Below are 23,646 nucleotides of genomic sequence, written 5' to 3' on the forward strand. Positions count from 1 at the left end.
ATGCCCTGCACTAGCACATAGCCAAGAGCCTGTCTTGCCGTCGTCAACGCCGGATTTCGCCGCCATAGTTCGCCAAAGCATATCCGCGGTACGATTTTGACAGAGATCAATGCAGGTCGGCGCGAAAGGAGTAGAATCAGCTTCATCCAACAGAAAGGCGGGTCAAAATGACGATCAAAACCGTTCTAGCTGTTCTCGGCGTCGACCATTGGGCCGACGACCTCAGCAACGCCGTGAAGTTCTGCGAGGGTCACGACGCACATCTGACAGCGCTTGTGATGAGCATGGGTGCCGTGCCCGCGATCGCAACATACCAGGCGATCTCCACAGCGTGGCTCGACGAGCAGCAGCGCGAAATCGAACACCTCGGCGAAGAAGCTGCGGCAGTCAAAGCGGAACTGCGGAACGCCGATCTTTCAAGCGATGTGCAGGAAATCTACACAGAGTTCGCCTGGGTCGATGACGACATCGCCGAACGTTCCCTTTATGCGGACCTGGTTCTTGTCGAGGCTCAGACGGCGCGCAACGAGCCCCTGCGAAAACGCGTTATCGACGGAGCACTCTTTCAATCGCCGACCCCGATTTTGATCAATCCCGCCAAGAGATCGATGACGACGTCTCCGAAGTCGGTATTGCTTGCTTGGGACTCCAGCAACGAAGCCGCCCGTGCGGCGCGGCAATCCCTGGATTTCCTGAAAGCCAGCGACACGGTTCACGTGACACTTATTGATCCGGTCTCTTCAGCAACAGCAAACGGTGAGGAACCTGGAGCCGACATCGCGGCCTATCTTGCGCGGCATGGGATCAATGTCGAAGTTGACCGCGTGCCCAGCGGCGGACGGCGGGTGGACGAGGCATTGAGGCAGCACGCCCTCGATGTCGCGGCAGATCTCATCGTGATGGGTGCCTATAACCACCCACGCCTGCAGCAACGCCTCTTCGGTGGCGTAACACAGTCCATGCTGAAAGACAGCACCGTTCCGATGTTTCTATCTCGGTAAAGTTTGGTAAAACGCGTGGCTCGAGACGGGGGGCTTTGGATCCTAAAGACCTTGAAAGCGTCAGCATGTCATGCCCGATCCAACCGTCCCCCTCGGCGCAGCCTAGTCATCGTGACCGAGGATCACATCCAGAAACGCATCACCGTAGCGCTCGAGCTTCGACTGGCCTACCCCCGAGATGTTGAGCATCTCCTTGTGCGTCCGCGGCCGCTCGGTCGCGAAGGCGATGAGTGTCGTATCGGGGAAGACAACATAGGGCGGCACGCCGAGCGAGCGCGCGATCGCCGTCCGCTCCGCGCGCAAGGCTTCGAAGAGCACGCCGTCTCCGCCTGAAAGAACGGAGCGCCGCTCGACCTGCGCCGTTCGTTTCGAACGTCGTTCCGCAACCGGACGATCCTTGCGGAAGAAAACCGGGCGTTCGCGCTTGAAGACGGCGCGGGCCTCCGCCTCGAGCTTCAGGGCGCCGAACGCTTCATTGTCGACGCGGACCAATCCCATCGCAAGCAATTGCCGGAATACCGATTGCCACGTGCGGGCCGGCAGATCATTTCCGGCGCCAAAGACCGGCATTGTCGTGTGGCCGAAGCGTTCAGTCTTCTCGTTGACGTTGCCGAGCAGCACATCCACGACATGCCCGGTGCCGAACCGCTCGCCGGTCCGGTAGATCGCGGCAAGCGCCTTGATGGCTGCCTCCGTCCCGTCCCAGGTCTCGACCGGCTTCAGGCAGGTATCGCAGCCACCGCACTTGCCGGCATGCGCCTCGCCGAAATGCGCAAGGATTGCCTGACGGCGGCACGAGGCGGTTTCGCAGATCGCCAGCAGCGCGTTCAGCTTGGAGCGCTCAACGCGTTTGATCTCGTCGGCCGCACCACCGTCGTCGATCATCCGGCGGCGCTGGATGACGTCGGCCATGCCGTAGGCCATCCAGACTTCGGAAGGCAGGCCGTCGCGCCCGGCGCGGCCCGTCTCCTGGTAGTACGCCTCGACCGAGCCCGGCAGATCGAGATGCGCGACGTAGCGCACATTCGGCTTGTCGATCCCCATGCCGAAGGCGACGGTGGCGACAAGGCAAAGCTCATCCTCTTTCAGAAAGGCATCCTGATTTGCATCGCGAAGCACCCTGTCCATGCCGGCGTGATAGGGAAGCGCCCGAATGCCCTGCCCGTTCAGCCACTCGGCCGTATCCTCGACCTTGGCGCGGGACAGACAGTAGACGATACCGCTGTTGCCTTTGTGTCCGGAAAGAAACCGCAGCAACTGCTGGCGCGGCTGATCGCGCTCGACGATTTCGTAGGAAATGTTCGGGCGATCGAAGCTGGTCGTAAAGACCTGGGCATTGTTCAGCGCCAACCGTTCGACGATATCGTCGCGGGTGTGCGAGTCGGCCGTCGCCGTCAGCGCAATGCGCGGCACACCCGGGTAGTGCTCCGCCAGCTTGCCAAGCTCGCGATACTCGGGGCGGAAGTCATGGCCCCATTGGGAAACACAATGCGCCTCGTCGATCGCGAAGAGCGAGATCCGCGCGTTACCGATCGTGTCGCGAAAGCCATCCATGAGAATGCGCTCCGGCGTCACGTAAAGGAGATCGAGCTTGCCTGCGGCAATCGCGCGACGAACCTCGATGAACTCCTCGCGTGACAGCGCCGAGTTCAGTGCCGCGGCCCTGATGCCGAGCTGCTTCATCGCCTCCACCTGATCGCGCATCAGCGCAATCAGCGGCGAAACGACAATGCCGACACCTTCGCGGCAGAGCGCCGGAATCTGGAAGCAGAGCGATTTGCCGGCCCCCGTCGGAAAGAGAACGACGGCATCGCCGCCGGCGACGACATGCTCCACCACCTGCTGCTGCTTGCCGCGGAAGGCCGGATAGCCATAGACACGGTTAAGAATGCCAAGAGGCGAGCGCTCCGCGCCGAACAGCGCATCGCCGGCAGAAAGTTGCTCTGTAGAATCCCTCAATGGCTAGCCGCTCCCTTGACGCGGCCGGAGAGCACGCCGAATCCATCGATGATCGCTTCCTGGTTCTCTAAGCGAAGCCCCTCGAAATGAACCTCCTGCAATGCGCGCATCAACTGATCGATCACCTCGCCGTTGCCGGCCTCGGTTGCCTCGGCGATCTCGCGTTCGAGCTCGATCTTCTGGAAACGCAGCGCTTTGGCGCGTTTGTGGAAGGCGAGCGCCTGCCGGTAGCCTTCGCGCGCATCCTCCATCGCAGCCTCCGATGTAGCGATCCAAAGGCGGGCATTGCGGATCTGCTGCTCGAGCCCCTGCAGCAATGAGCCGAAGCCTTGCTCTTCCATGCGCTCCAGCAGGTGCTCTCGCGTGAGGTGCGGGCCGGCCACGGCCGCGGCGGCGCCGAGCATGACAGACCAGAGCCGCTGAAGCTCGCGATTGTCGTAGTCGATCGAGGCGATTTCGTCGTACTCGTCCTGCATCAAGGCCGGATGATTGATAACTGTCAGCGCCAGAACGCTCTCGCGCAAGGCAGGCGTCTCCTGGTGGCCTCGAACCAGACCGGAGCGGGCGAGCCGATCGGAAATGCCTCCGCCGGAAAGGCGCGGGCCGCGTGGCCCCTCGTTGCCACGGCCACGGGATTGTCCACCGCCACGATCAAAGCTTCGCCGCTCATTGCCGCGATTCTGGAATTGCGGCTGGAAGAAGCCGTTCAGGCGGTCGCGCATATCCTGCTGGTAGTGACGGCGCACATTCTCATCGGCAATGACACCAACCAGCTGCTTCAACCGCGCTTCGAGCTCGGCCTTCGCTTCAGGCGTCTCGAACTGCCCGGTATTGATCTCACGGCCCCAGATCATCTCTGCCAGCGGCTTGGCCTGGCTCATCACCTTGTCGAAGGGCGCACGGCCTTCGTTGCGCACCAAATCGTCCGGGTCCTTGCCGTCGGGCAACAGGGCAAAGCGCACGGTGCGCCCCGGCTTGATATGCGGAAGCGCCAGATCGGCAGCGCGATTGGCGGCGCGAATGCCGGCGCCGTCGCCATCGAAGCAAAGCACGGGCTGCGGCGTCATCTTCCAGAGGAGTTCAAGCTGGTTCTCGGTCAATGCCGTGCCGAGCGGCGCCACGGCATTCTCGACGCCGGCCTGATGCAGCGCGATCACGTCCATATAGCCTTCGACGGCGATGATCGTGCCCTCGCCGTTCGCACCCTGCGTCGCCCGGCGGGCGCGTGCGAAATTGTAGAGCACATTGCCTTTGTGGAACAGCTCTGTCTCGTTGGAATTGAGATACTTCGCGGGCGCATCCGGCGACATGGCACGCCCCCCGAACGCAATTACCTTCTCGCGAGATGACAGGATCGGGAACATGATGCGGTCGCGGAAGCGATCGTAGGAGACCGGCACCTCGGGACCATGGACCACCAGCCCACATGCTTCGATCTGTTCCTTGGCAATGCCCTTGCCCGCCAGAAACTCCTTGAGTGCGTTTCGGCTATCGGGGGCAAAGCCGAGCCGGAAGGTCTCGATCGTGCGTCCCGTCAGCCCGCGGTCGCGAAGATAAGCCCGCGCCCGCGCGCCGTTTGCCGTCTGCAACTGATCCTGAAAGTACTTGGTCGCAAGCTCCATCACGTCGAGAAGCGAAGTGCGCTCCTTCTCGCGCTTCTCCATAACCGGATCGGCAACCGGCATGGCAACGCCCGCCATGTCGGCGATCTGCTGCACCGCCTCCGGAAAATTCAACCCTTCCAGATCTGTGAGAAAGCGGAAGTGATCGCCGGTGACGCCGCAGCCGAAGCAGTGGTAGCGCCCCTTTCGGTCCTCGCAGTGGAAGCTCGGCGACTTCTCGCCGTGAAACGGGCAGCAGGCCCAATAGTCGCCGCGCGACACGTTGGTCTTGCGCTTGTCCCAGCTCACACGACGGCCAATCACGTCCGAAATCGGCACGCGATCGCGTATCTCGTCGAGAAAGGAATTGGAAAAGCGCATGTGAACCTCTTGATTGGGTCCATATAAGCAGGTTCATACGCAGATGCCACGGCATTTGGGCGAAAGCCGCGCTATTCACAGGACCATTGCCTGCTCAAAATTCTCCCGAAATGAGTGTTCAAAATTGCGTTACCGCCCCTGCGACAGGGGGTGCGACACTGACGGCAATAACCCCACGTTTTGCGTGTATGCAAGCAGGCGTCCCGACCGTCTCAGTTCTTGACTATCGTCAAAAACCGATTTCGGAACAACGGCTTCCGAATTGCTCCGACCGACGAATTTCATGTCGGCGCGCAGTAGCCTCCATCGCGGTTGCCACACCTAAGGCAGCCCCGTCGCCAATCATTATTTTTTTGTAATTTGAATCAGTTGCCGCGTCGCAATAACTTCAATGGGAAAGAAGCGATCCCCAAGCGAGGCACCATCCCTACCCCCGGCGCCGCCTCGCAAGGGTGTCTTTGCGAGTAACCGGTGGCTTGGATCTCGGTCCTGCGTCGCCACCGGAAGCAAAGAGCAAGAAGGCAGGAGCACCCCCAGCTCCTGCCTTCTATAATTTCACCTAAAAGTTTTATCTTCGATGTCTCCATGTCCGCTGTGGGCAGTGGATGGCATTGACAGTTCTCCTTCGATGCCCAATGAAAGTATCCTACCGGGATCATCGAATGCCACATAGAGTTGAGGATTTTTTAGAAAGCGACGCCTTTTTCGTGGCCGTGCTGAACTGCGCCCGCGAAATGCTGACGATCTACCGCGAGAGCCCGCGCATCGCATCGATCTTTGCCGCGCAGCAACGCTGGTTGATGGCCCATGCCGGCTTTGCACTCCACTTCGGCTATCCCGGCGAACCGAAGCTCGGCCTTTATTCGCGCCGTTTCATCGCCTTTGCCGTTGCGAACAAGATTGCGAGCCGCAATACCGCCGCAGCCTTTATCCAGGAAATGCTAGCCTACCGGTTCCTTAGTCCGGTCTTGAGTACCAGCGACAAGCGCACGCGCCTGTTGGAGCCGACGGAAACCGCTCACGAACACTTTTACAGGTGGCTCGCCACCCACCTTTTTATTCTCGACAGTCTTGACGGCGGCAATCGGCTGGACCGGATGAATGCCGACCCCTCGGCCTTCTCGAGGATGCAGCCGCTGATCTCCAAGGGGATTATCGATAGCGATGCCGTGCGCGACCCAGGCGCTACATACAATCTGTTCAACTGGGCAAACTCCGGCGGCCTGATCATGGACTACCTTATGATCAGTATCGACAACTTCGATCGCAACTCGGAACGGGCCCACATCGGCCCCGTGTCGCTCAAGGAAATCCGTGACCAGTTCATGATCTCCAACACGCATTTGAAGCGCCTGCTGACGACGGCATCCGAAATGGGAAGCGTGGGTTGGACACAACCGCCCTATAAGGGCGATACTTGGATTTCGCGCGCGTTTATCATGGAGTATTGGGGTTATCAGGCCGCGAAATTCGCCATTGTCGATGCTGCCGCAGAAGCGGTTCTGGGGCTCGCCGCCAGAAAGACGGCGAGCCTGCGCTGATTAGTTCAGCTGTTCCTTGACGGCGCCGGAGGCCTTGGAGAAATCCATCTGGCCGGCATAGCGCTCCTTCAGGACGGCCATCACCTTGCCCATGTCCTTCGGGCCGGCGGCGCCGATTTCCGCGATGATCGCGGTAATGTTGCTGCGAACCTCCGCATCCGAAAGCTGTTTCGGCAGGAAATCATGGAGCACCGCAATTTCGGCACGCTCTTTAGCGGCCAGTTCGGGGCGCGCGTTTTCTTCGTAGATCTTCGCCGATTCGTCGCGCTGCTTCACCATCTTGGCGAGGATCTGCAGGATTTCGTCGTCGCTCGCTTCTTCCTTGCCGGCGCCACGATTGGCAATATCCCGGTCCTTGATGGCGGCCTGAATCAGGCGAACGGTCGAGAGCCGCTCGGCATTCTTGGACTTCATGGCATCCTTGAGGGCGGCGGCGAGTTGATCGCGCAACATCATAATCACTCCTGTTTGAATGCCGCTTCATAAACCACGCGAATGCATGGGATCAAATAAATTGCGGAAAATGACGGCAGAAAGCGCGAGAAAACCCGCAGAATGTGCGCTACAAAGATTGACCTCGCGCAACAGCGTGGCTATTTACCGCCACCTGCACCAAAATTCGTGATCAGGCCTGAGAGCGCGCGCCTTGCCGCGCGCATATGCTTGCGAACCAAATGGCCGGCCAACGTTGCCCAAGGACGTGTGGCTGCCGGAAACGGGATGAAGATGACCGCGACAGCACCCTGGACAACCGAAAAGCCGACTGCCCTGCTCGTTCTTGCAGACGGAACCGTCATCGAAGGCAAGGGCATCGGCGCGACCGGCAAGGTCCAGGCTGAGGTGGTCTTCAACACGGCGCTGACTGGCTACGAAGAGATTCTGACGGACCCCTCCTATCTCGGCCAGATCGTCACCTTTACCTTCCCGCATATCGGCAACATCGGCACCAACGAAGAAGACATCGAGGACCTGACGCCAGCAGCACGCCACGGCGCCGTCGGCGTCATCTTCAAGGCCGATATAACCGATCCGTCCAACTACCGCGCCGTCAAGCACCTCGATGCCTGGCTGAAGGCTCGCGGCATCATCGGCCTCTGCGGTGTCGACACACGCGCGCTGACGGCTTGGATCCGCGAAAACGGCTCGCCGAACGCCGTTATCGCCCATGACCCCAACGGTGTGTTCGACGTTGAGACGCTGAAGGCGGAAGCCAAGGCGTGGAGCGGCCTCGAAGGCCTCGACCTCGCCAAGATCGCTTCGTCAGGCCAAACGTCGCAGTGGGCGCAGACCCCGTGGATCTGGAACGAAGGTTACGGCGAGCTTACCCCAGAAAATGCGACGTATCACGTCGTCTGCCTCGACTACGGCGTCAAGCGCAACATCCTGCGCCTCTTTGCCGGCCTCGACTGCAAGGTCACCGTCATGCCGGCAACGACGAGTGCCGAGGATGTGCTTGCCATGCAGCCCGACGGCATCTTCCTGTCGAACGGCCCGGGCGACCCGGCCGCAACAGGCGAATACGCCGTTCCTGTTATCCAGAAGCTGATCAAGACCGACATCCCGGTCTTCGGCATCTGCCTCGGTCACCAGATGCTCGGCCTCGCGCTCGGCGCCAAGACCGAAAAGATGCACCAGGGCCATCATGGCGCCAACCACCCCGTCAAGGATCACACCACAGGCAAGGTCGAGATCGTCTCGATGAACCACGGCTTCGCGGTCGACACGAAGTCTCTGCCCCATGGCGTTGAAGAGACTCACGTTTCCCTCTTCGACGGCACCAACTGCGGCCTGCGTGTCGCTGGTAAGCCGATCTTCTCGGTGCAGCATCACCCGGAAGCCTCCCCCGGCCCGCAGGACAGCCACTACCTCTTCCGTCGCTTCATCAATCTGGTGCGCGCGAAGAAGGGCGAGGAAGCTCTCGCCGAGCGCTGAGACGGATCCCTTCACGCAATTCGAAAGCCCGCTTCCCAGCGGGCTTTTCTCGTTTTAGCTATTGCGCGCATCCGCGGCTGCCGCCACGCGATATCCGTTTGAATAGCGTCGAGAGTGCTGATTTACTGAGTTTCGGTCAGGAGGCCGCCAGCCATGAGATGCTTGGTTCTAGTCGTTGCGTGCTTGCTCCCGACGGTATCCTTTGCCGCCGGGCCTGTGAAGGTCGATGCGAAAGACTACAGCTGCGCACAGCTCGCGCAGATTATCCGCCAATCCAAGAAGGTCTATGTCCGCCTCGGCTTCGGAGGCCGCAACTTTCGCTATCCGCCAGCTCAATGCGGCCCAGGCGACAAGCTGAGCACCGCCAGCTTGCGTGACCGTACGGGCAAGCAGTGCCTCCTGGACTACGCCTGCATCAACGATCCAATGTCGATGTACAATTACTAGGTCGCAGATTATAAGCGCGCGGCCACCGCCGGACTGAGGCGGGTCGGTCGCGCGACTATGCCAGAACGTATGTCAACCTGATCACGTCCCCGCCAATTCGATCGCTCGCCACGAGGCGCAGCGGCGGCCGCGGGCCGGCGAAGAACGGCTTGCCGCGACCAAGCACGACGGGATGGAGATACATTCGATATTCATCGACCAGACCGAGGTCACCAAGACTTCGCGCCAGTTCAGGTCCGGAAACTTCAATCACTCCGTCCAGCTGAGCCTTCAACCCGCGGATGGTCGCTTCGATGTCGTCCGCGACAAGCGTGGCGTTCGGGCCGACTGATTGCAGCGAGCGCGACACGACCCATTTCGGTTGGCGCCGCCACGCCGCTGCGTAGTCGCACTCCGCCTCGTCCCATTCGGCATGGTCTTCGTCCCAATACCGCATCGCCTCGTACATGCGGCGACCGTATACGCTTCCGGCAAGGCCGCGCACGTCGTCGATGAAATGACGAAAGAGAACGGGATCGGGCGGCCCAAATTCTAAATGGTCGACATAACCATCCAGGGACTGGTTCAAAGCGAACACGAGCTTGGACATGCTGCAGGACCTCCTCCCAAGTTCCTCACAACGGTCTGACCGATGCTACGCAGAAATGAATTTGCTTACAATCTGACGTCGCTTGGTTGGTGCGACCAAATTAGAGCTCCGTTCCAACCTCTACGCACAAGGCAGACCGGCCCTAACCACCCACGGGTCACCTACAGTGGCCATTTGTGTCGACCTATTGACCTCAACTTAACTTGAGGAATTACACCCGCGCTTGTGACATCCAAAGCAAAGGAGACAGGGATGAACGGAGCGTTTTACCGGATCGACAAGTTTGCTGTTCCGGAGGCTGCGCGGGAGGAATTCCTCATGAACGTGCTGAAGACGCACGAGGTCTTGCAGGCGCAGGAGGGCTTCATCAGCCATCAGGTGCTGGAGCAGGTTTCAGGGCCTGGCGAGTTCAACTTCGTGACGATCGCGCAATGGGAAAGTGCCGAGGTGATCGACCGGGTCAAAGCGGTGGTGCAGGCAGCCCATCGCGCCAGAAACTTCGATCCGCAGGCGCTGTTCGAACGCCTAGGCATTCGCGCCGACATTGCCAACTACAAGCCGATCGCGGCTTGATCCGAATGGCCGGCTAGACGCCGGCCATGTTCTTTTCGCGGCGGACAAGCAGGTAGAAGCGTCCGCAAAGCATCACGGCTGCCGCCGCCAGCCCGACCAAGAAGCCGAACCAGATGCCGATTCCACTGAAGCCAAGCGGGAACGCAAAGGCCCAGGCGAGGAAGAAGCCAATCGGCCAATAGGCGATCAGCGCCAGGATCATCGGTACGCGCGCATCCTTCAAGCCGCGCAGCAGGCCATTGGCGATTGCCTGCAAGCCATCGACCAACTGGAAGAGCCCTGCCACAACGATCAGCGGCCCAGCATAGGCAAGCACCTGAGGTGCCTCCGGCAGGGTCGTATCAAGGAACCAGCTTCCCAGGAACTCGGGAACGGCAGCAAACAGAATGCTGCCGGCCGCCGCGATCAGGCAGGCGATGACGACGACAGCGATCGAAGCCCGAACGACTGCGGTGTAGTCGCCCTGCCCGTGCGCGACGCCGACCCGAACGGTGGCCGCCTGCGACAGGCCAAGCGGGATCATGAAGGCAATCGACGCCCATTGCAGCGCGATGCCGTGAGCGGCGAGCTCGATCGTTCCGATTTGCCCCATCAGCAGCGAGGCAACGGTAAAGAGGCTCACTTCGGCGAGGATCGTCACGCTGATCGGCAGGCCGAGACGCACGACTTCCCAGAAGGCCTTCCAGTCGGGACGCCAGAACCGGACGAATATCTCGTAGCGCCGCGTCTCCGCCCTGCTCTGCACATAGCCAATGATAAACAGGAAGCCGGCCGCCTGCACGACGACCGAAACGATCGCCGCTCCCTCTAGGCCCATTGCCGGGAAGCCGAAATGGCCGAGCACCAGCGCATATGCGAAGAAGGCGTTCAGCACCAGCATCGCGATCGTCACGTTGAGAATGACCGCCGCGCGGCCGATCGCGCTGACCAGCGCACGCATGACATTGTAAAGCAGCCCCGGCAGCACGCCGAATTGACCGATCAATATGTAGCCATGCGCGAGTGCAGCCACTTCGGGCTTCTGTCCAGCGGCAAGCAGGATCCGCTCGGAATTGAAGAACGCTGGCAGCATGATCACCCAATAGGCCAGCACGACCCAAAGGCCCATGCGTAGCGACCGGCGCACGCTGACGACGTCGCCCTTCCCGTAGGCCTGCGCAACCATCGGTATGACCGCGATGGCGAAACCCGAGCCGAAAACGAGGATCGTGAACAGGAACTGCGCCGATAGCACCATGGCAGCGAGGTTTTCAGCACCGAGACGGCCGACAATCATCACGTCGGTCGTGTTGATGCCGAGCTGGGCCAGCTGCGCGCCAATCAACGGGACTCCGAGCGCCAGCGTGGCGCGGAAATGCGCAGCCCAATGGTTATCGTTTTTCGGCGCTAGCTTGCGCGCGTCGATCGGCGTGTCCATGACACCAGTCCTGTGATTGAATCGCTGACGGCCGCAAGTTGCGGCAAAACATCAAGAGGAATTAGATCAAAGCTCCGCAAAGAGCCATTCAAAACTAGGCAAATGATGAAAAATTCATCATCGCATCACGAATTCTGATGGCTCACTCGGCCGGCTGCTCGACGGCTTCTGCGACCTTGACCGTGCGTACCTTCGTCAAGAACACAATGGCCGCGATCAGGATGATGATGGCCGACAGCAGGTATGGCGCCCCAGCGAAACGCACCGGCGCCTCGGGTCCAGTGAAGTAGCCGAACAGCTGCGTAAAGATCAGCGGCCCGACGATCGTGGTGATGCTGCTGAGGCTGGTGAGCGCCCCTTGCAATTCTCCCTGAGCAGAGGGGGGCACCTTGGCGACTGCTATGCTTCGCAGCGGCGGATCGGCGACATTTTCCATCACCGTCAGCACGATGATCGTGTAGACCATCCAGCCCTCCCAGGCGAAGGCGTAACCCGTCAGTCCGACGACGGAAAAACACAAGCCCAGCACTGCTGTCTTCCACTCGCCGAGTACCGGCACGATCTTCGGCAGAATGACGCCCATGACAAAGGCTGCGCCGATGCCGTAGATGCCGAGAGACAGGCCGATCTGGCCCTCGCTCCAGCCATAACGGAAAGTCGATACGAAGGCCCAGACCGCCGGATAGACGGCATGCGCCAGCCAGAAAAGGAACATGACCGCACAGATTGACCCAATACCGGGGTAGTTTCGCATCTGCTTCAGCGCGCCAAGAGGATTGGCACGCTTCCACTCAAACGTCCGACGATTCTTTGCCTCCAATGTCTCGGGAAGCATGAAATAGGCGGCAACGAAATTGAGGAACGAGAGCGCCGCTGCCCCAAAAAACGGTACTCGGGGGCCGAACTCGCCGAGGAAGCCGCCGATGACAGGGCCGATCGTGAAACCGACGCCAAACGCAATGCCGATCAGGCCGAAATTCTTGGCCCGATTGTCATCATTGCTGATGTCGGCGATGTAGGCGGAACAGGTCGCAAAGCTGCCGCCGCTGAAGCCAGCCAGCGCACGACCGATAAAAAGCATCCAGAAGCTCGTCGCCACTGCGCAGATGAAGTTGTCGATCGCAAAGGTCAGCACCGACAGAAGCAGAATGGGGCGCCGCCCGAAGCGGTCGCTGAGATTGCCCAGGAACGGCGCAAACAGGAACTGCATGACCGCATAGACGACAAGCAGCCAGCCACCATCGAGAGCTGCATCGCTCACGGACCCACCGGTCAATTGCTCAAGATAAGCGGGCAGCACAGGCATGATGATCGCGATCCCGATCACGTCGAGAAACAGGATCATGAAGACAAGGAACAAGCCGCGACGAACGAATTTCGGATCAAGCATGAGGCATCTCTACAGCAGGCTATTTCTGAAAAGACGATCTCGTCGCCGGCATTTGTTACATAGCTCACGTATATTAGCGAAACAATCCGTGAACATTTCAAATCTTTTGATAGGCTCACGAGTTAAGTTGATCGAGAACCGGAACAAACGGGGATTCTACCCCTCTTTCCGCGGTTCGCCTTTGACGAAGTCGACGAACGCCCGAAGCGCAGGCGGCATGTGTTTACGGCTCGCATAGTAGAGAAACGGACCTGAGAATTCCGTCACCCAATCATCGAGGATCGGCACCAATTCTCCCCTCTCGATGGCGGGCATCAGAACCTCCTCGAAGGTCCTGATGATGCCGAGCCCGGTGACCGCAGCCGAGACTTGCATTTCGATCGTGTTGGCGATGATCGGCCCCTTCGGCGTAATCACTAGAGTCTCGTCTGCCCGCTCGAACTCCCAGGGCAACGCAGCTCCGCTGAGGAAACGATGCCTGACACACTCATGCTCGAGCAGGTCGCGCGGGTGACCAGGGATACCGCGGCGCTCGAGGTAGTCAGGCGCGGCCGCCGTGACATATCTTTGACGGCGCGGCCCGATCGGCACTGCGATCATGTCGCGCTCAAGCCGCTCGTCATAGCGGATGCCGGCGTCATACCCGGCTGCGAGCACATCGACGAACGTATCCTCTCCGACGATCTCGAGCGAGATCCGCGGGTAACGCTTCAGAAAACGGCTGGCGAGATCAGGCAGGAAAAGCCGCGTGGCGATGATCGGCACGTTGAGGCGGAGGGTTCCGCTCGGGCTATCACGGAAAACGTCGAGTTGCTGGAGCGCCAAGGAGATTTCGCTAAGCGCAGGTGTCAGGCGTTGGAGCAGCCGCTCCCCAGCCTCCGTCGGCGTGACGCTGCGGGTCGTCCGGTTGAGCAGGCGAACACCGACATGCTCCTCCAGCCGCCGCAGCGAGTCGCTCAGTGAAGAAGCGGAGACACCGCGCTTGCGGGCAGCGGCGCGAAAGCTGCGCTCCCTTGCAATGGCCGTGAAGGCATCCAGATCATTGAGAGGAAGGTCTTCCATTGTGCATTTCCCCGTACAGCTCGTTCGCATTCATATGGATTATCGCACGAGGCCGGGCGCGATAAAACTATTCCCGGCGATCAACATCGGCGTGACGAAGGAGAACGAAATGGAAAAGCATCGTTTGGGAGAAACCGGCCCAATGGTATCGGCCATCGGCCTCGGCTGCATGGGCATGTCCGGCATGTACGGGCCATCCGACCGCAGCGAGAGCATTGCCACGATTCATGCTGCTCTCGACGTCGGCATCAACCTGCTCGACACCGGCGACTTCTACGGCATGGGCCACAACGAGATGCTGATCGGCGAAGCGTTGAAGGGCCGCAAGCGGGACGACGTCGTCATCAGCGTCAAGTTCGGCGCCCTGCGCGATCCAGCCGGCAACTGGAGCGGCTACGACTCCCGGCCCGCCGCGATCAAGAACTTCCTCGCCTACACGCTGAAGCGTCTCGACGTCGACTACATCGACATCTACCGCCCCGCCCGCCTGGATCCCAACGTTCCCATCGAGGAAACGGTGGGCACGATCGGTGACATGATCAAGGCAGGGTACGTCAGGCATGTCGGCCTTTCGGAAGTCGGCGCAGATACCATACGCCGCGCAGCCAGCGCCCATCCGATTTGCGATCTGCAGATCGAGTATTCACTGATCTCGCGCGGCATCGAGAACCAGATCCTGCCAACCTGCCGTGAGCTCGGGATTTCAATCACCGCCTACGGTGTTCTCTCCCGCGGCCTGATCAGCGGACATTGGCATAAGGGACAGGCAACCGGCTCCGGTGATTTCCGCGGCATGAGCCCGCGCTTCCAGGACAGCAACATCGATCAGAACCTCGCGCTCGTCGAGGAACTGCGAAAGATCGCGGACGAGAAGCGGGTATCTGTCGCTCAGATCGCCATCGCCTGGGTGGCGGCCCGCGGGCAGGACATCGTGCCCCTCGTCGGCGCGCGCCGACGTGACCAGCTTACCGAAGCGCTCGGTTCGCGCGCTGTGCAATTGTCCACCGAGGATATGGCGGCCATCGAACGCGCCGTGCCGAAGGACGCCGCGGCGGGTGCACGCTACCCTGACGCACAGATCAGACATATGGACAGTGAAAAGTGATGCTGGCCAGCCTCTCCACATAAGGAGAGGCTGTCTCAAATCACACGGGGCCTGAGAAGGTATCGCAGGCCGACAACTGCCCGCTGTCGAAGCCACGCTTGAACCAACGCGCCCGCTGCTCCGAAGTGCCGTGGTTGAAACTCTCGGGCACGACGTAGCCCTGGCTGCGCTTCTGCAGCCTGTCGTCGCCAATCTGCTGGGCTGCGTTCAGCGCCTCCTCCAGATCGCCGGCTTCGAGAATGCCCTTCTGATCGGTAAATTTGCCCCAGATGCCGGCGAAGCAGTCGGCCTGCAGTTCAACGCGGACGGACATCTTGTTGGCCTCCGCCTCGCTCATCCGCTGACGCGCCTCGTTGAATTTCGGCAGGATGCCCAGCAAGTTCTGAACATGATGGCCGACTTCATGCGCAACGACGTAGGCTTCGGCGAAATCGCCGGAGGCGCCGAACTGGCGGCTGAGCTGGTTGAAGAAGGCCGTGTCGAGATAGACCTTGTGGTCGCTCGGGCAGTAGAAAGGACCGGTCGCCGCTGAGGCAAAGCCGCAGGCAGACTGCGTCTGTCCGGAAAAGAGAACGAGGCGAGGCTCTTCGTACTGACGACCAAGGGACTGGAAGATCCCGTTCCACGTGTCCTCGGTCTCGGCAAGAACGGTACGAACGAATGCGGTCATTTCATCGTTGGCAGGTGTCTGACTTCCCGATTCGCTTTGCTCATAGGCGGGGCCGTTGGTCGTCATGCCGCCATCCATAACCTGCAGCAGGTCTATGCCCATGGCCTTGAGGATAAAATAGATGACAACAAGAAAGATGATGGTGCCGATGCTCAGGCCGCCGCCGCGCCGGCCCATGCCGCCGCCGGTAGGAAAGCCGAAGCCTCCACCTCTGCCCAATCCGCCCATGGAAGGATCGCCACGACGATCCTCGATGTTGTCGGACTGACGCCGGCCTTTCCACTCCATGACGGTTCCCCTGGGCTAAACCTTCGATCGGTAGGTATATATCTCGATGATCGGGAAATTCCAGTTAACCTGAGAGAACCCGTACACCACTGTGGACCAGCTTGACGAGACATCGACATTCGGGCCTCCTTGCGAGAAAGAAGTCTGAGGAGGAGAGACATGAAGGCACTTCGGCTCGAAGCGACGGGCAAGCTGGCTCTGCGCGAGGTAGAGCGTCCCGACCCGGGTGTTGGCGAGTTGCTGGTTCGTGTGGAGGCTTGTGGCATTTGCGGCACCGACCGGCATCTGTTCCTCGGAGAGTTTCCTTCCAAGCCGCCCGTTACGCTCGGCCATGAGTTCTGCGGCATCATCGAAAGAGTGGGCGATGGCGTGAGCGGCTTTCGCGAAGGCATGCGCGTCACCGGCGATCCGAATATCGCATGCGGTCAGTGTCCAGAATGCCAGCGCGGCCGCGTCAATCTCTGCCATAACCTGCAGGCGACCGGCATCCATCGCGACGGTGGCTTTGCGGAATATGTCTGCATCCCGCAGCAGCAGGCTTTCGAGCTGCCCTTGGCACTGCCGCCTCTGCATGGCGCCTTCTGCGAACCTCTCGCCTGCTGCATCCACGGTGTCGACCTTGCGGAAATCCGAACGGGCTCGTCGGTTGTCGTCCTTGGCGGCGGCGTGATCGGCTTGCTGGTCGTCCAGTTGGCCCGCCTGGCGGGAGCGACAAAGGTTGTTCTCGTTACCCGCAGCGAAGAGAAGCGGAGGGTCGCCGAAAGGCTGGGAGCGACCGCGAATGCGGATCCCTCGGTCGGCGATATCGTGTCCCGCTTGACCGCGCACGACGGTTTGTTGCCGGGAGGCGCCGATGTCGTCATCGAATGCGCGGGCGTAGCGGAAACGATCGAACAGGCACCTGGGCTTGCGCGGCGCGGCGGCACGGTCGTGATCCTCGGAGTCATGCCGCAGGGTGTGAAGGTCGCAATCGAGCCGTTCGATCTCCTCTTCCGAGAGATCAAGCTGGTAAGCTCATTTATCAACCCGTTCACTCACCGGCGGGCGGCCGAACTGATCGCGTCGGGAACGATCCAAGTCGAGCCACTAATCTCCCGCCGGATCGGTTTCAAGGAGGGCGTGGAAGCGATCTCCAATCCCGCCCGGAAAGGCGAGATCCGGGCACTTGTCGTACCGGGCATCGACTAGGCTCTCACAAGAGCTGCCAATTCCTGTCGATTCCGCAAATTATGGGGTTCCGTTTACAAATACATTTGCCTATAAGCCGCTTCTAGCCTGAAAAGACCATCATATGCGCGACCCGGCCGGTGCCTCCCACCCTGGCCGGCTTTCTGCGCAGCTAGGAAACGGAAAACGCCCATGCCGAAGCGCCAAGATATCAAATCGATCCTCATCATCGGCGCAGGACCGATCGTCATTGGCCAGGCTTGCGAATTCGACTACTCCGGCACCCAGGCCTGCAAGGCGCTGAAGGAGGAAGGCTACCGCGTCATCCTCGTCAACTCCAACCCGGCAACGATCATGACCGACCCGGGCCTCGCCGACGCCACCTACGTCGAGCCGATCACCCCCGAAGTCGTCGCCAAGATCATCGCCAAGGAGCGCCCCGACGCGCTGCTGCCGACCATGGGCGGCCAGACCGCGCTCAACACCGCGCTTTCCCTGAAGAGAATGGGCGTCCTGGACCGCTACAATGTCGAAATGATCGGCGCCAAGCCCGCCGCTATCGACAAGGCCGAAGACCGCGCCCTGTTCCGCGAGGCGATGGAAAAGATCGGCCTCGAAACCCCGCGCTCGATGCTCGCCAACGCCACCGACATCAAGGATGCCGACCGCAAGACGCATGAAGCCGAGCGCAACAAGCTGAAGGAAAGCCTCTCCGGCGCCGAACTCGACAAGGCGCTCGACGAACTGGAAAACCAGTGGAACCTCGGCGAGACCGACCGCAAGCAGCGCTACATCAGCCACGCCATGGCGATTGCCGCCCAGGCGATCGACGTCGTCGGCCTGCCCGCCATCATCCGCCCCTCCTTCACTATGGGCGGCACCGGCGGCGGCATTGCCTACAACCGCTCGGAGTTCTTCGAAATCATCGGCGGTGGCCTCGATGCCTCCCCGACGACCGAAGTTCTGATCGAGGAATCGGTTCTCGGCTGGAAGGAATACGAAATGGAAGTCGTCCGCGACAAGGCGGACAACTGCATCATCATCTGCTCGATCGAAAACATCGACCCGATGGGCGTCCACACGGGCGACTCGATCACCGTCGCGCCGGCTTTGACGCTGACCGACAAGGAATACCAGATGATGCGCAACGCCTCGATCGCGGTCCTGCGCGAGATTGGCGTGGAAACCGGCGGCTCGAACGTCCAGTTCGCCGTCAACCCGAAGGACGGCCGCCTCGTCGTCATCGAAATGAACCCGCGCGTCTCGCGTTCGTCGGCGCTTGCCTCGAAGGCCACCGGCTTCCCGATTGCCAAGGTCGCCGCCAAGCTCGCCATCGGCTACACGCTCGACGAGCTCGACAACGACATCACCGGCGGCGCGACGCCCGCCTCCTTCGAACCGTCGATCGACTACGTCGTCACCAAGATCCCGCGTTTCGCCTTCGAGAAGTTCCCGGGCGCCTCGCCGGTTCTCACCACCGCCATGAAGTCGGTCGGTGAAGTCATGGCGATCGGCCGCACCTTCGCCGAATCGTTGCAGAAGGCGCTGCGCGGCCTCGAAACCGGCCTGACCGGCCTCGATGAAATCGAAATCCCCGGTGTTGAAGAAGGCGAATCCAGCCAGAACGCCATCCGCGCCGCGATCGGCACACCGACGCCGGATCGCCTGCGCATGGTGGCCCAGGCGCTTCGCCAGGGCATGAGCCCCGAAGAGGTTCACGAGGGCTGCAAGATCGACCCGTGGTTCATCGCCCAGTTCAAGGCGATCGTCGATATGGAAGCCCGCATCCGCGAGCATGGCCTGCCGACAGACGCCACGAACCTGCGCACGCTGAAGGCAATGGGCTTCTCCGACGCCCGCCTCGCCACGCTGACGGGCAAGCGCCCGAAGGAAGTCGCCGAGCTGCGCAACAGCCTGAACGTCCGCCCGGTCTTCAAGCGCATCGATACCTGCGCTGCCGAGTTCGCCTCGCCGACCGCCTACATGTACTCGACCTACGAAAGGCCTTTTGTCGGTGAACTGCGCTCTGAAGCCGAAGTCTCGGCCGCCAAGAAGGTCGTCATCCTCGGCGGTGGTCCGAACCGTATCGGCCAGGGCATCGAGTTTGACTACTGCTGCTGCCATGCCGCCTTCGCGCTGCGTGACGCCGGCTACGAAGCTATCATGATCAACTGCAACCCGGAAACGGTCTCGACCGACTACGATACGTCGGATCGCCTCTATTTCGAGCCGCTCACGGCTGAAGACGTGATCGAGATCCTCCGCGCGGAGCAGGAAAAGGGCGAAGTCGTCGGCGTCATCGTCCAGTTCGGCGGCCAGACCCCGCTGAAGCTTGCGGAAGCGCTTGAGAAGAACGGCATCCCGATCCTCGGCACTGCGCCCGACATGATCGACCTTGCCGAAGACCGCGACCGCTTCCAGAAGCTCCTGATCAAGCTCGACCTGACCCAGCCGAACAACGGCATCGCCTACTCGGTCGAACAGGCTCGCCTGGTCGCCACCGAGATCGGCTTCCCGCTGGTCGTGCGCCCGTCCTACGTTCTCGGCGGCCGCGCCATGCAGATCCTGCATTCGGAAGGCCAGCTGCAGACCTACCTGCTCGACACCGTGCCGGAACTGGTGCCCGAAGACATCAAGCAGCGCTACCCGAACGACAAGACCGGCCAGATCAACACCCTGCTCGGTAAGAACCCGCTGCTGTTTGACAGCTATCTCTCGAACGCCATCGAAGTCGACGTCGACTGCCTCTCCGACGGCAACGACGCCTTCATCGCCGGCATCATGGAACACATCGAGGAAGCTGGCATCCATTCGGGCGATAGCGCCTGCTCACTGCCGCCGCGCACCCTTTCGAACGAGATGATCGACGAGCTCGAGCGTCAGGCAAAGTCGATGGCCAAGGCGCTGAACGTCGTTGGTCTGATGAACGTACAGTTCGCCATCAAGGACGGCACCGTCTACGTGCTGGAAGTGAACCCGCGCGCCTCACGTACCGTTCCCTTCGTCGCCAAGACCATCGGCGCCCCAATCGCCAAGATCGCCGCCCGCGCCATGGCCGGCGAGAAGCTCGACGCGCTGTTCTCGACCTACGGCCAGAAGCCGGATCCGCGCAACCTCAAGCATATCGCCGTCAAGGAAGCCGTCTTCCCGTTTGCCCGCTTCCCCGGCGTCGACACACTGCTCGGCCCGGAAATGCGCTCGACCGGCGAAGTCATCGGCCTCGACACCGATTTCGCGCTGGCGTTTGCGAAGTCGCAGCTCGGCGCCGGCGTTGAACTGCCGCGTGACGGAACGGTCTTCGTATCGGTCCGCGACGAGGACAAGCCGCGCGTGCTGCCGGCCATCCGCGTTCTCGTCGGCGAAGGCTTCAAGGTTCTGGCAACCGGGGGCACGCAGCGCTTCCTGGCTGAGAACGGCATCGCGGCTACGAAGATCAACAAGGTCCTGGAAGGTCGCCCACACATCGAAGATGCGATCCGCAACCGCCAGGTCCAGCTCGTGATCAATACGACGGACGGCAACAAGGCGATCTCCGACTCCAAGTCGCTGCGCCGCGCAACGCTGATGCAGAAGGTCCCCTACTACACCACGATGGCCGGCGCCGAGGCGGCCGCCCAGGCGATCAAGGCGCTGCGGGCTGGCAACCTCGAAGTTCGTCCGCTGCAAAGCTACTTCTAATAAAGAATTGGACCGGCGCGCCATCCGCGCCGGTCCGCTCTCGAGGCGTCGGAGCCGTTAGATTCGCGCCCTTGCATCCTGCGCGTCCGCCTTGACGTTCCAGGCATTCTGAAAGGCCGGTCGCCGCCGATCCTGCAAAATCAGCTTTCCGCCTTCTTCACGCCGCGTCGGAATGGCGTGACGATCGATAGCGCCTTCCAGAGTCATCGCAAGGTCGCGGGCGAAAACCCGATTGCCGATATGCCATGAGTGGGTCCATGAACCAATCTGGGGCTGCGAAGCTGGATCGACCGTATTGAAATACTCACCGCAATTGACGTCGACCGCTCTAGCGTTGACCAACGCCGGCAGCCCAACGCGACCGACACGCGGCGCAACGCCGAGCCTCTTCGCGTTGGATACGGCAAGGACGGAATCGAAAGGATTGGAGTAGTTGGTGAGCCGCATGATCCGGCGGAACATCGGCTGATTCCAGTCGCTCGCAAGCGACAGGCTATCCGTGGACACATCGCCGCCAATGAACGCAACTGCCTGATGCGCTTTAGAACGGTCGGAATGTCATTGTTGTAGCCATGCACAAAAATAAGCACATCGCCCCGCGGACCGATCGAATTCGGATTCTCGTCGCCATCCGCGAGCCCCTGCACCTCGGCGACCCAATCCTTCGCACTGGATACTGCCTGGCGCGCATCGTAGCTGTCGAGCACATCAGGCACCTTCAGGAACTTGATCGGCCCGGGTTCCGCGATCAATGCATCACCCGTTCGCTTTCTGGCACTGATGATGTAGTTGTCGCCCATCTTCCCCTCCTGCGCCAACAAGCCCTACGCCCAAGACGATCGTACAGCTTACAGATTCAACCCAAAGACGCCAATGCAGCGCCGATGCGGGCAGTATCTCGGCCGGCGTTCTTCCTGACGGCGATAGAGCCAACAAAGACGCCTCAGCCCATTGGAGCCTGTACCAACGGTCGAATCACGCTTTGCGATCCCGAGGGAACGGCGAAATATGCATCATTTTTAGCGCCATCGAGAGAATTGCCAGTCAGTCCTTCAGAGGCGTTCTCAGCGAACCGTCCACCTCAAAGTCAATATTGCTCAGGTTTGCGGTCGTAACGGAGCGCTTCCGGGTAGCGATACGAATTTTATGGAAATCAGCGGTGGCGATCTGCTATAACCACAACAGTCAGGATTGTTACACGGTTCCGAAGTTCCCCTTCGGGACCTGTTTTCTTTTGTGTCTGCGGCTAAGCGGACACGGGGAGTGAAGGACAGAAAAATGGTTGATAAGGTACCGATGACGCAGGGTGGTTTCGTCAAGCTGCAGGAAGAACTGCGCTGGCGTCAGCAGGAGGAGCGCCCCCGCATCATCGAGGCAATCGCCGAAGCCCGTGCCCATGGTGACCTCTCGGAAAACGCCGAATACCATGCGGCCAAGGAAGCGCAGAGCCACAACGAAGGCCGCATCAGCGAGCTTGAAGACCTGACCGCACGCGCGGAGGTCATCGACCTGTCGAAGATGTCCGGTGACAAGATCAAGTTCGGCGCGAAGGTGAAGCTCGTCGACGAGGACACCGAAGAAGAAAAGACCTATCAGATCGTCGGCGATCAGGAAGCCGATGTTAAGGCCGGCCGGATCTCCATCTCGTCGCCGATCGCTCGCGCGCTGATCGGCAAGGAAGTCGGCGACTCGATCGAAGTCAACGCACCCGGCGGCTCCAAGGCCTACGAAGTCCTTTCCATTTCCTGGGGCTGATTGATCCGTGGAAGGTCGCGGCCAACCGGCTATCGTCAATGTTAGTGACGTCGAGATTATTGCGCCGAACTTCAAAAAACGGCTCTCCGGCGTCACCTCCACCATCATTCAGCTGATCCCGGTCCAGCGCGTACTCGGCGAGAAGATTGCGACCCTCGGCCCGGGCCTTCCAGCATCTCTGCCGCACATTCGCTTTCGCGACCTGCCGAAGCTTTGGCGCGCGCCGCGCTGTCGGCCCTTCCGCATATGGCACGCCCGCCGCAACATCGAGATGCTGCCGGCCATTTTCATGCGCGATGTCCTGCGCATGCCCCTGAAGATTGTCTTCACGTCGGCCTCTCAGCGCCGCCACACCGGCTGGACGAAATGGCTGATCTCCAGAATGGACGCCGTGATCGCGACCAGCGGCAAGACGGCAAACTATCTGGAAGTGCCGAACACCGTTGTTCTGCACGGAATAGACACGGCCCGCTTCTCTCCGGCGGAAGACAAGGCGACAGCCAAACAGCTGCTTGGTCTTGACGCCACGAAGAGGATCGCCGGCTGTTTCGGTCGCGTTCGTCACCAGAAGGGCACGGATCTTTTTGTCGACAGCATGATCCGCCTGCTGCCGACCCGACCGGACTGGATCGCGGTTATTGCCGGACGTGCAACATCCCAGCACGTCGAGTTCGAGAAGGAGCTGAAGGCGCGCGCTGCAGCCGCAGGCCTGGCCGATCGCATTCTATTCGTCGGCGAGCACACCAATATCAATGACTGGTATCGGACGCTCGACCTCTTCATTGCTCCACAGCGCTGGGAAGGCTTTGGTCTGACACCGCTCGAAGCGATGGCAACGGCGGTCCCCGTGGTCGCTACCGACGTCGGTGCGTTTCCTGAACTGCTGGTAACGGGCGCCAACGAAACCGGCCTCATCGTCCCGCGCGACGATCTCGGTACAATGGTTCAAGCGTCCAGTCTCTTCATGGATGACGAAAGCCGCCGACAGCAGGCATCGGCCCGCTCCCGAACTCATGCGATGAATACCTTCAGTATCGAAGGCGAAGCACGGAAGCTTGGCGCCATTTATCGGTCGCTTTAAGCGACGACA

General features: G+C 60.7%; 19 protein-coding genes. 10 read left to right on the forward strand and 9 right to left on the reverse strand.

All coding sequences use genetic code 11. The features are described from left to right. The first annotated feature begins 167 nt into the window (after positions 1-167). Positions 168-1,001, forward strand: a complete 834-nt coding sequence (locus C934_RS0113310) for a universal stress protein (RefSeq protein WP_018857176.1) — start codon at positions 168-170, stop codon at positions 999-1,001. A gap of 102 nt (positions 1,002-1,103) precedes the next feature. On the opposite strand, the gene recQ is transcribed toward C934_RS0113310, so the two are convergent. Next, positions 1,104-2,960 carry a DNA helicase RecQ gene (recQ, locus tag C934_RS0113315; RefSeq protein WP_018857177.1) on the reverse strand — a complete coding sequence of 619 codons (1,857 nt, stop codon included), beginning with the start codon at positions 2,958-2,960 and terminating at the stop codon, positions 1,104-1,106. After that, positions 2,957-4,942: a DNA primase gene (dnaG, locus tag C934_RS0113320; protein ID WP_018857178.1), complete on the reverse strand. Its 1,986-nt coding sequence runs from the start codon at positions 4,940-4,942 to the stop codon at positions 2,957-2,959. The genes recQ and dnaG overlap by 4 nt, the downstream gene beginning before the upstream one ends. Positions 4,943-5,604: 662 nt before the next feature. Between dnaG and C934_RS0113325 the strand changes: the two genes are divergently transcribed. Next, the gene (locus C934_RS0113325) at positions 5,605-6,483 is read left to right on the forward strand and encodes a hypothetical protein (RefSeq protein ID WP_018857179.1); all 879 of its coding nucleotides are present in this window, start codon (positions 5,605-5,607) and stop codon (positions 6,481-6,483) included. On the opposite strand, the gene C934_RS0113330 is transcribed toward C934_RS0113325, so the two are convergent. Continuing rightward, positions 6,484-6,936 (reverse strand): GatB/YqeY domain-containing protein, encoded by a 453-nt coding sequence (locus tag C934_RS0113330; protein ID WP_026371789.1) that lies wholly within the window; start codon positions 6,934-6,936, stop codon positions 6,484-6,486. A gap of 273 nt (positions 6,937-7,209) precedes the next feature. On the opposite strand from C934_RS0113330, the gene carA reads away from it, so the two are divergent. Together carA and C934_RS0113340 are read left to right on the forward strand one after the other, a co-directional pair. Continuing rightward, entirely contained in the window at positions 7,210-8,415 is a 1,206-nt protein-coding gene (gene carA, locus C934_RS0113335; RefSeq protein ID WP_026371790.1) for a glutamine-hydrolyzing carbamoyl-phosphate synthase small subunit, read from the forward strand. A 153-nt stretch (positions 8,416-8,568) separates the two neighbouring features. Further along, positions 8,569-8,862 carry a hypothetical protein gene (locus tag C934_RS0113340; RefSeq protein WP_018857182.1) on the forward strand — a complete coding sequence of 98 codons (294 nt, stop codon included), beginning with the start codon at positions 8,569-8,571 and terminating at the stop codon, positions 8,860-8,862. Between the two features lie 55 nt (positions 8,863-8,917). Here the strand turns inward: C934_RS0113340 and C934_RS0113345 are convergent, their stop codons facing one another. Continuing rightward, positions 8,918-9,451: a dihydrofolate reductase family protein gene (locus C934_RS0113345; protein WP_018857183.1), complete on the reverse strand. Its 534-nt coding sequence runs from the start codon at positions 9,449-9,451 to the stop codon at positions 8,918-8,920. Between the two features lie 252 nt (positions 9,452-9,703). Between C934_RS0113345 and C934_RS0113350 the strand changes: the two genes are divergently transcribed. After that, on the forward strand, positions 9,704-10,024 hold the full coding sequence (locus C934_RS0113350) for an antibiotic biosynthesis monooxygenase family protein (RefSeq protein ID WP_018857184.1): 321 nt from the start codon (positions 9,704-9,706) through the stop codon (positions 10,022-10,024). 13 nt (positions 10,025-10,037) lie between these two features. Here C934_RS0113350 and C934_RS0113355 read toward each other — a convergent pair whose 3' ends face one another. The 3 genes from C934_RS0113355 to C934_RS0113365 form a co-directional block, all read right to left on the reverse strand. Continuing rightward, positions 10,038-11,441, reverse strand: a complete 1,404-nt coding sequence (locus C934_RS0113355; RefSeq protein ID WP_018857185.1) for an MATE family efflux transporter — start codon at positions 11,439-11,441, stop codon at positions 10,038-10,040. A gap of 142 nt (positions 11,442-11,583) precedes the next feature. Beyond that, positions 11,584-12,831: a TCR/Tet family MFS transporter gene (locus tag C934_RS0113360; RefSeq protein WP_018857186.1), complete on the reverse strand. Its 1,248-nt coding sequence runs from the start codon at positions 12,829-12,831 to the stop codon at positions 11,584-11,586. 156 nt (positions 12,832-12,987) lie between these two features. Next, the gene (locus C934_RS0113365; RefSeq protein ID WP_018857187.1) at positions 12,988-13,893 is read right to left on the reverse strand and encodes a LysR family transcriptional regulator; all 906 of its coding nucleotides are present in this window, start codon (positions 13,891-13,893) and stop codon (positions 12,988-12,990) included. Between the two features lie 109 nt (positions 13,894-14,002). On the opposite strand from C934_RS0113365, the gene C934_RS0113370 reads away from it, so the two are divergent. After that, positions 14,003-14,998, forward strand: a complete 996-nt coding sequence (locus C934_RS0113370; RefSeq protein ID WP_026371791.1) for an aldo/keto reductase — start codon at positions 14,003-14,005, stop codon at positions 14,996-14,998. A gap of 40 nt (positions 14,999-15,038) precedes the next feature. Here the strand turns inward: C934_RS0113370 and ypfJ are convergent, their stop codons facing one another. After that, positions 15,039-15,956: a KPN_02809 family neutral zinc metallopeptidase gene (gene ypfJ, locus C934_RS0113375; protein ID WP_018857189.1), complete on the reverse strand. Its 918-nt coding sequence runs from the start codon at positions 15,954-15,956 to the stop codon at positions 15,039-15,041. A 159-nt stretch (positions 15,957-16,115) separates the two neighbouring features. Between ypfJ and C934_RS0113380 the strand changes: the two genes are divergently transcribed. After that, positions 16,116-17,144, forward strand: a complete 1,029-nt coding sequence (locus C934_RS0113380) for a zinc-dependent alcohol dehydrogenase family protein (RefSeq protein ID WP_018857190.1) — start codon at positions 16,116-16,118, stop codon at positions 17,142-17,144. Positions 17,145-17,315: 171 nt separating this feature from the next. Next, a complete protein-coding gene (carB, locus tag C934_RS0113385) occupies positions 17,316-20,801 on the forward strand; it encodes a carbamoyl-phosphate synthase large subunit (RefSeq protein ID WP_018857191.1) in 3,486 nt (1,161 codons plus the stop codon). A gap of 57 nt (positions 20,802-20,858) precedes the next feature. Here the strand turns inward: carB and C934_RS35630 are convergent, their stop codons facing one another. Further along, positions 20,859-21,308 carry a hypothetical protein gene (locus C934_RS35630; protein ID WP_245267950.1) on the reverse strand — a complete coding sequence of 150 codons (450 nt, stop codon included), beginning with the start codon at positions 21,306-21,308 and terminating at the stop codon, positions 20,859-20,861. A gap of 771 nt (positions 21,309-22,079) precedes the next feature. On the opposite strand from C934_RS35630, the gene greA reads away from it, so the two are divergent. Both greA and C934_RS0113400 read left to right on the forward strand, forming a co-directional pair. Further along, the gene (gene greA, locus C934_RS0113395; RefSeq protein WP_018857193.1) at positions 22,080-22,556 is read left to right on the forward strand and encodes a transcription elongation factor GreA; all 477 of its coding nucleotides are present in this window, start codon (positions 22,080-22,082) and stop codon (positions 22,554-22,556) included. Between the two features lie 31 nt (positions 22,557-22,587). Then, positions 22,588-23,637, forward strand: coding sequence for a glycosyltransferase family 4 protein (locus tag C934_RS0113400; RefSeq protein ID WP_026371792.1), 1,050 nt, complete (start codon positions 22,588-22,590; stop codon positions 23,635-23,637). Positions 23,638-23,646: the final 9 nt, after the last annotated feature.

The organism is Rhizobium sp. 42MFCr.1 (genome assembly GCF_000377185.1).
Classification (GTDB): domain Bacteria; phylum Pseudomonadota; class Alphaproteobacteria; order Rhizobiales; family Rhizobiaceae; genus Rhizobium; species Rhizobium altiplani.

What these genes read in the sequence shown, in the direction of transcription:
- carA (WP_026371790.1), top strand. Translation starts at nt 7,210, where the DNA reads ATGACCGCGACAGCACCCTGGACAACCGAAAAGCCGACTGCCCTGCTC.
- ypfJ (WP_018857189.1), bottom strand. Translation starts at nt 15,956, where the DNA reads ATGGAGTGGAAAGGCCGGCGTCAGTCCGACAACATCGAGGATCGTCGT.
- C934_RS0113350 (WP_018857184.1), top strand. Translation starts at nt 9,704, where the DNA reads ATGAACGGAGCGTTTTACCGGATCGACAAGTTTGCTGTTCCGGAGGCT.
- C934_RS0113340 (WP_018857182.1), top strand. Translation starts at nt 8,569, where the DNA reads ATGAGATGCTTGGTTCTAGTCGTTGCGTGCTTGCTCCCGACGGTATCC.
- C934_RS0113365 (WP_018857187.1), bottom strand. Translation starts at nt 13,893, where the DNA reads ATGGAAGACCTTCCTCTCAATGATCTGGATGCCTTCACGGCCATTGCA.
- C934_RS0113345 (WP_018857183.1), bottom strand. Translation starts at nt 9,451, where the DNA reads ATGTCCAAGCTCGTGTTCGCTTTGAACCAGTCCCTGGATGGTTATGTC.
- C934_RS0113360 (WP_018857186.1), bottom strand. Translation starts at nt 12,831, where the DNA reads ATGCTTGATCCGAAATTCGTTCGTCGCGGCTTGTTCCTTGTCTTCATG.
- C934_RS0113325 (WP_018857179.1), top strand. Translation starts at nt 5,605, where the DNA reads ATGCCACATAGAGTTGAGGATTTTTTAGAAAGCGACGCCTTTTTCGTG.
- dnaG (WP_018857178.1), bottom strand. Translation starts at nt 4,942, where the DNA reads ATGCGCTTTTCCAATTCCTTTCTCGACGAGATACGCGATCGCGTGCCG.
- carB (WP_018857191.1), top strand. Translation starts at nt 17,316, where the DNA reads ATGCCGAAGCGCCAAGATATCAAATCGATCCTCATCATCGGCGCAGGA.
- C934_RS0113380 (WP_018857190.1), top strand. Translation starts at nt 16,116, where the DNA reads ATGAAGGCACTTCGGCTCGAAGCGACGGGCAAGCTGGCTCTGCGCGAG.
- C934_RS0113355 (WP_018857185.1), bottom strand. Translation starts at nt 11,441, where the DNA reads ATGGACACGCCGATCGACGCGCGCAAGCTAGCGCCGAAAAACGATAAC.
- C934_RS0113330 (WP_026371789.1), bottom strand. Translation starts at nt 6,936, where the DNA reads ATGTTGCGCGATCAACTCGCCGCCGCCCTCAAGGATGCCATGAAGTCC.
- C934_RS0113310 (WP_018857176.1), top strand. Translation starts at nt 168, where the DNA reads ATGACGATCAAAACCGTTCTAGCTGTTCTCGGCGTCGACCATTGGGCC.
- C934_RS0113370 (WP_026371791.1), top strand. Translation starts at nt 14,003, where the DNA reads ATGGAAAAGCATCGTTTGGGAGAAACCGGCCCAATGGTATCGGCCATC.
- greA (WP_018857193.1), top strand. Translation starts at nt 22,080, where the DNA reads ATGGTTGATAAGGTACCGATGACGCAGGGTGGTTTCGTCAAGCTGCAG.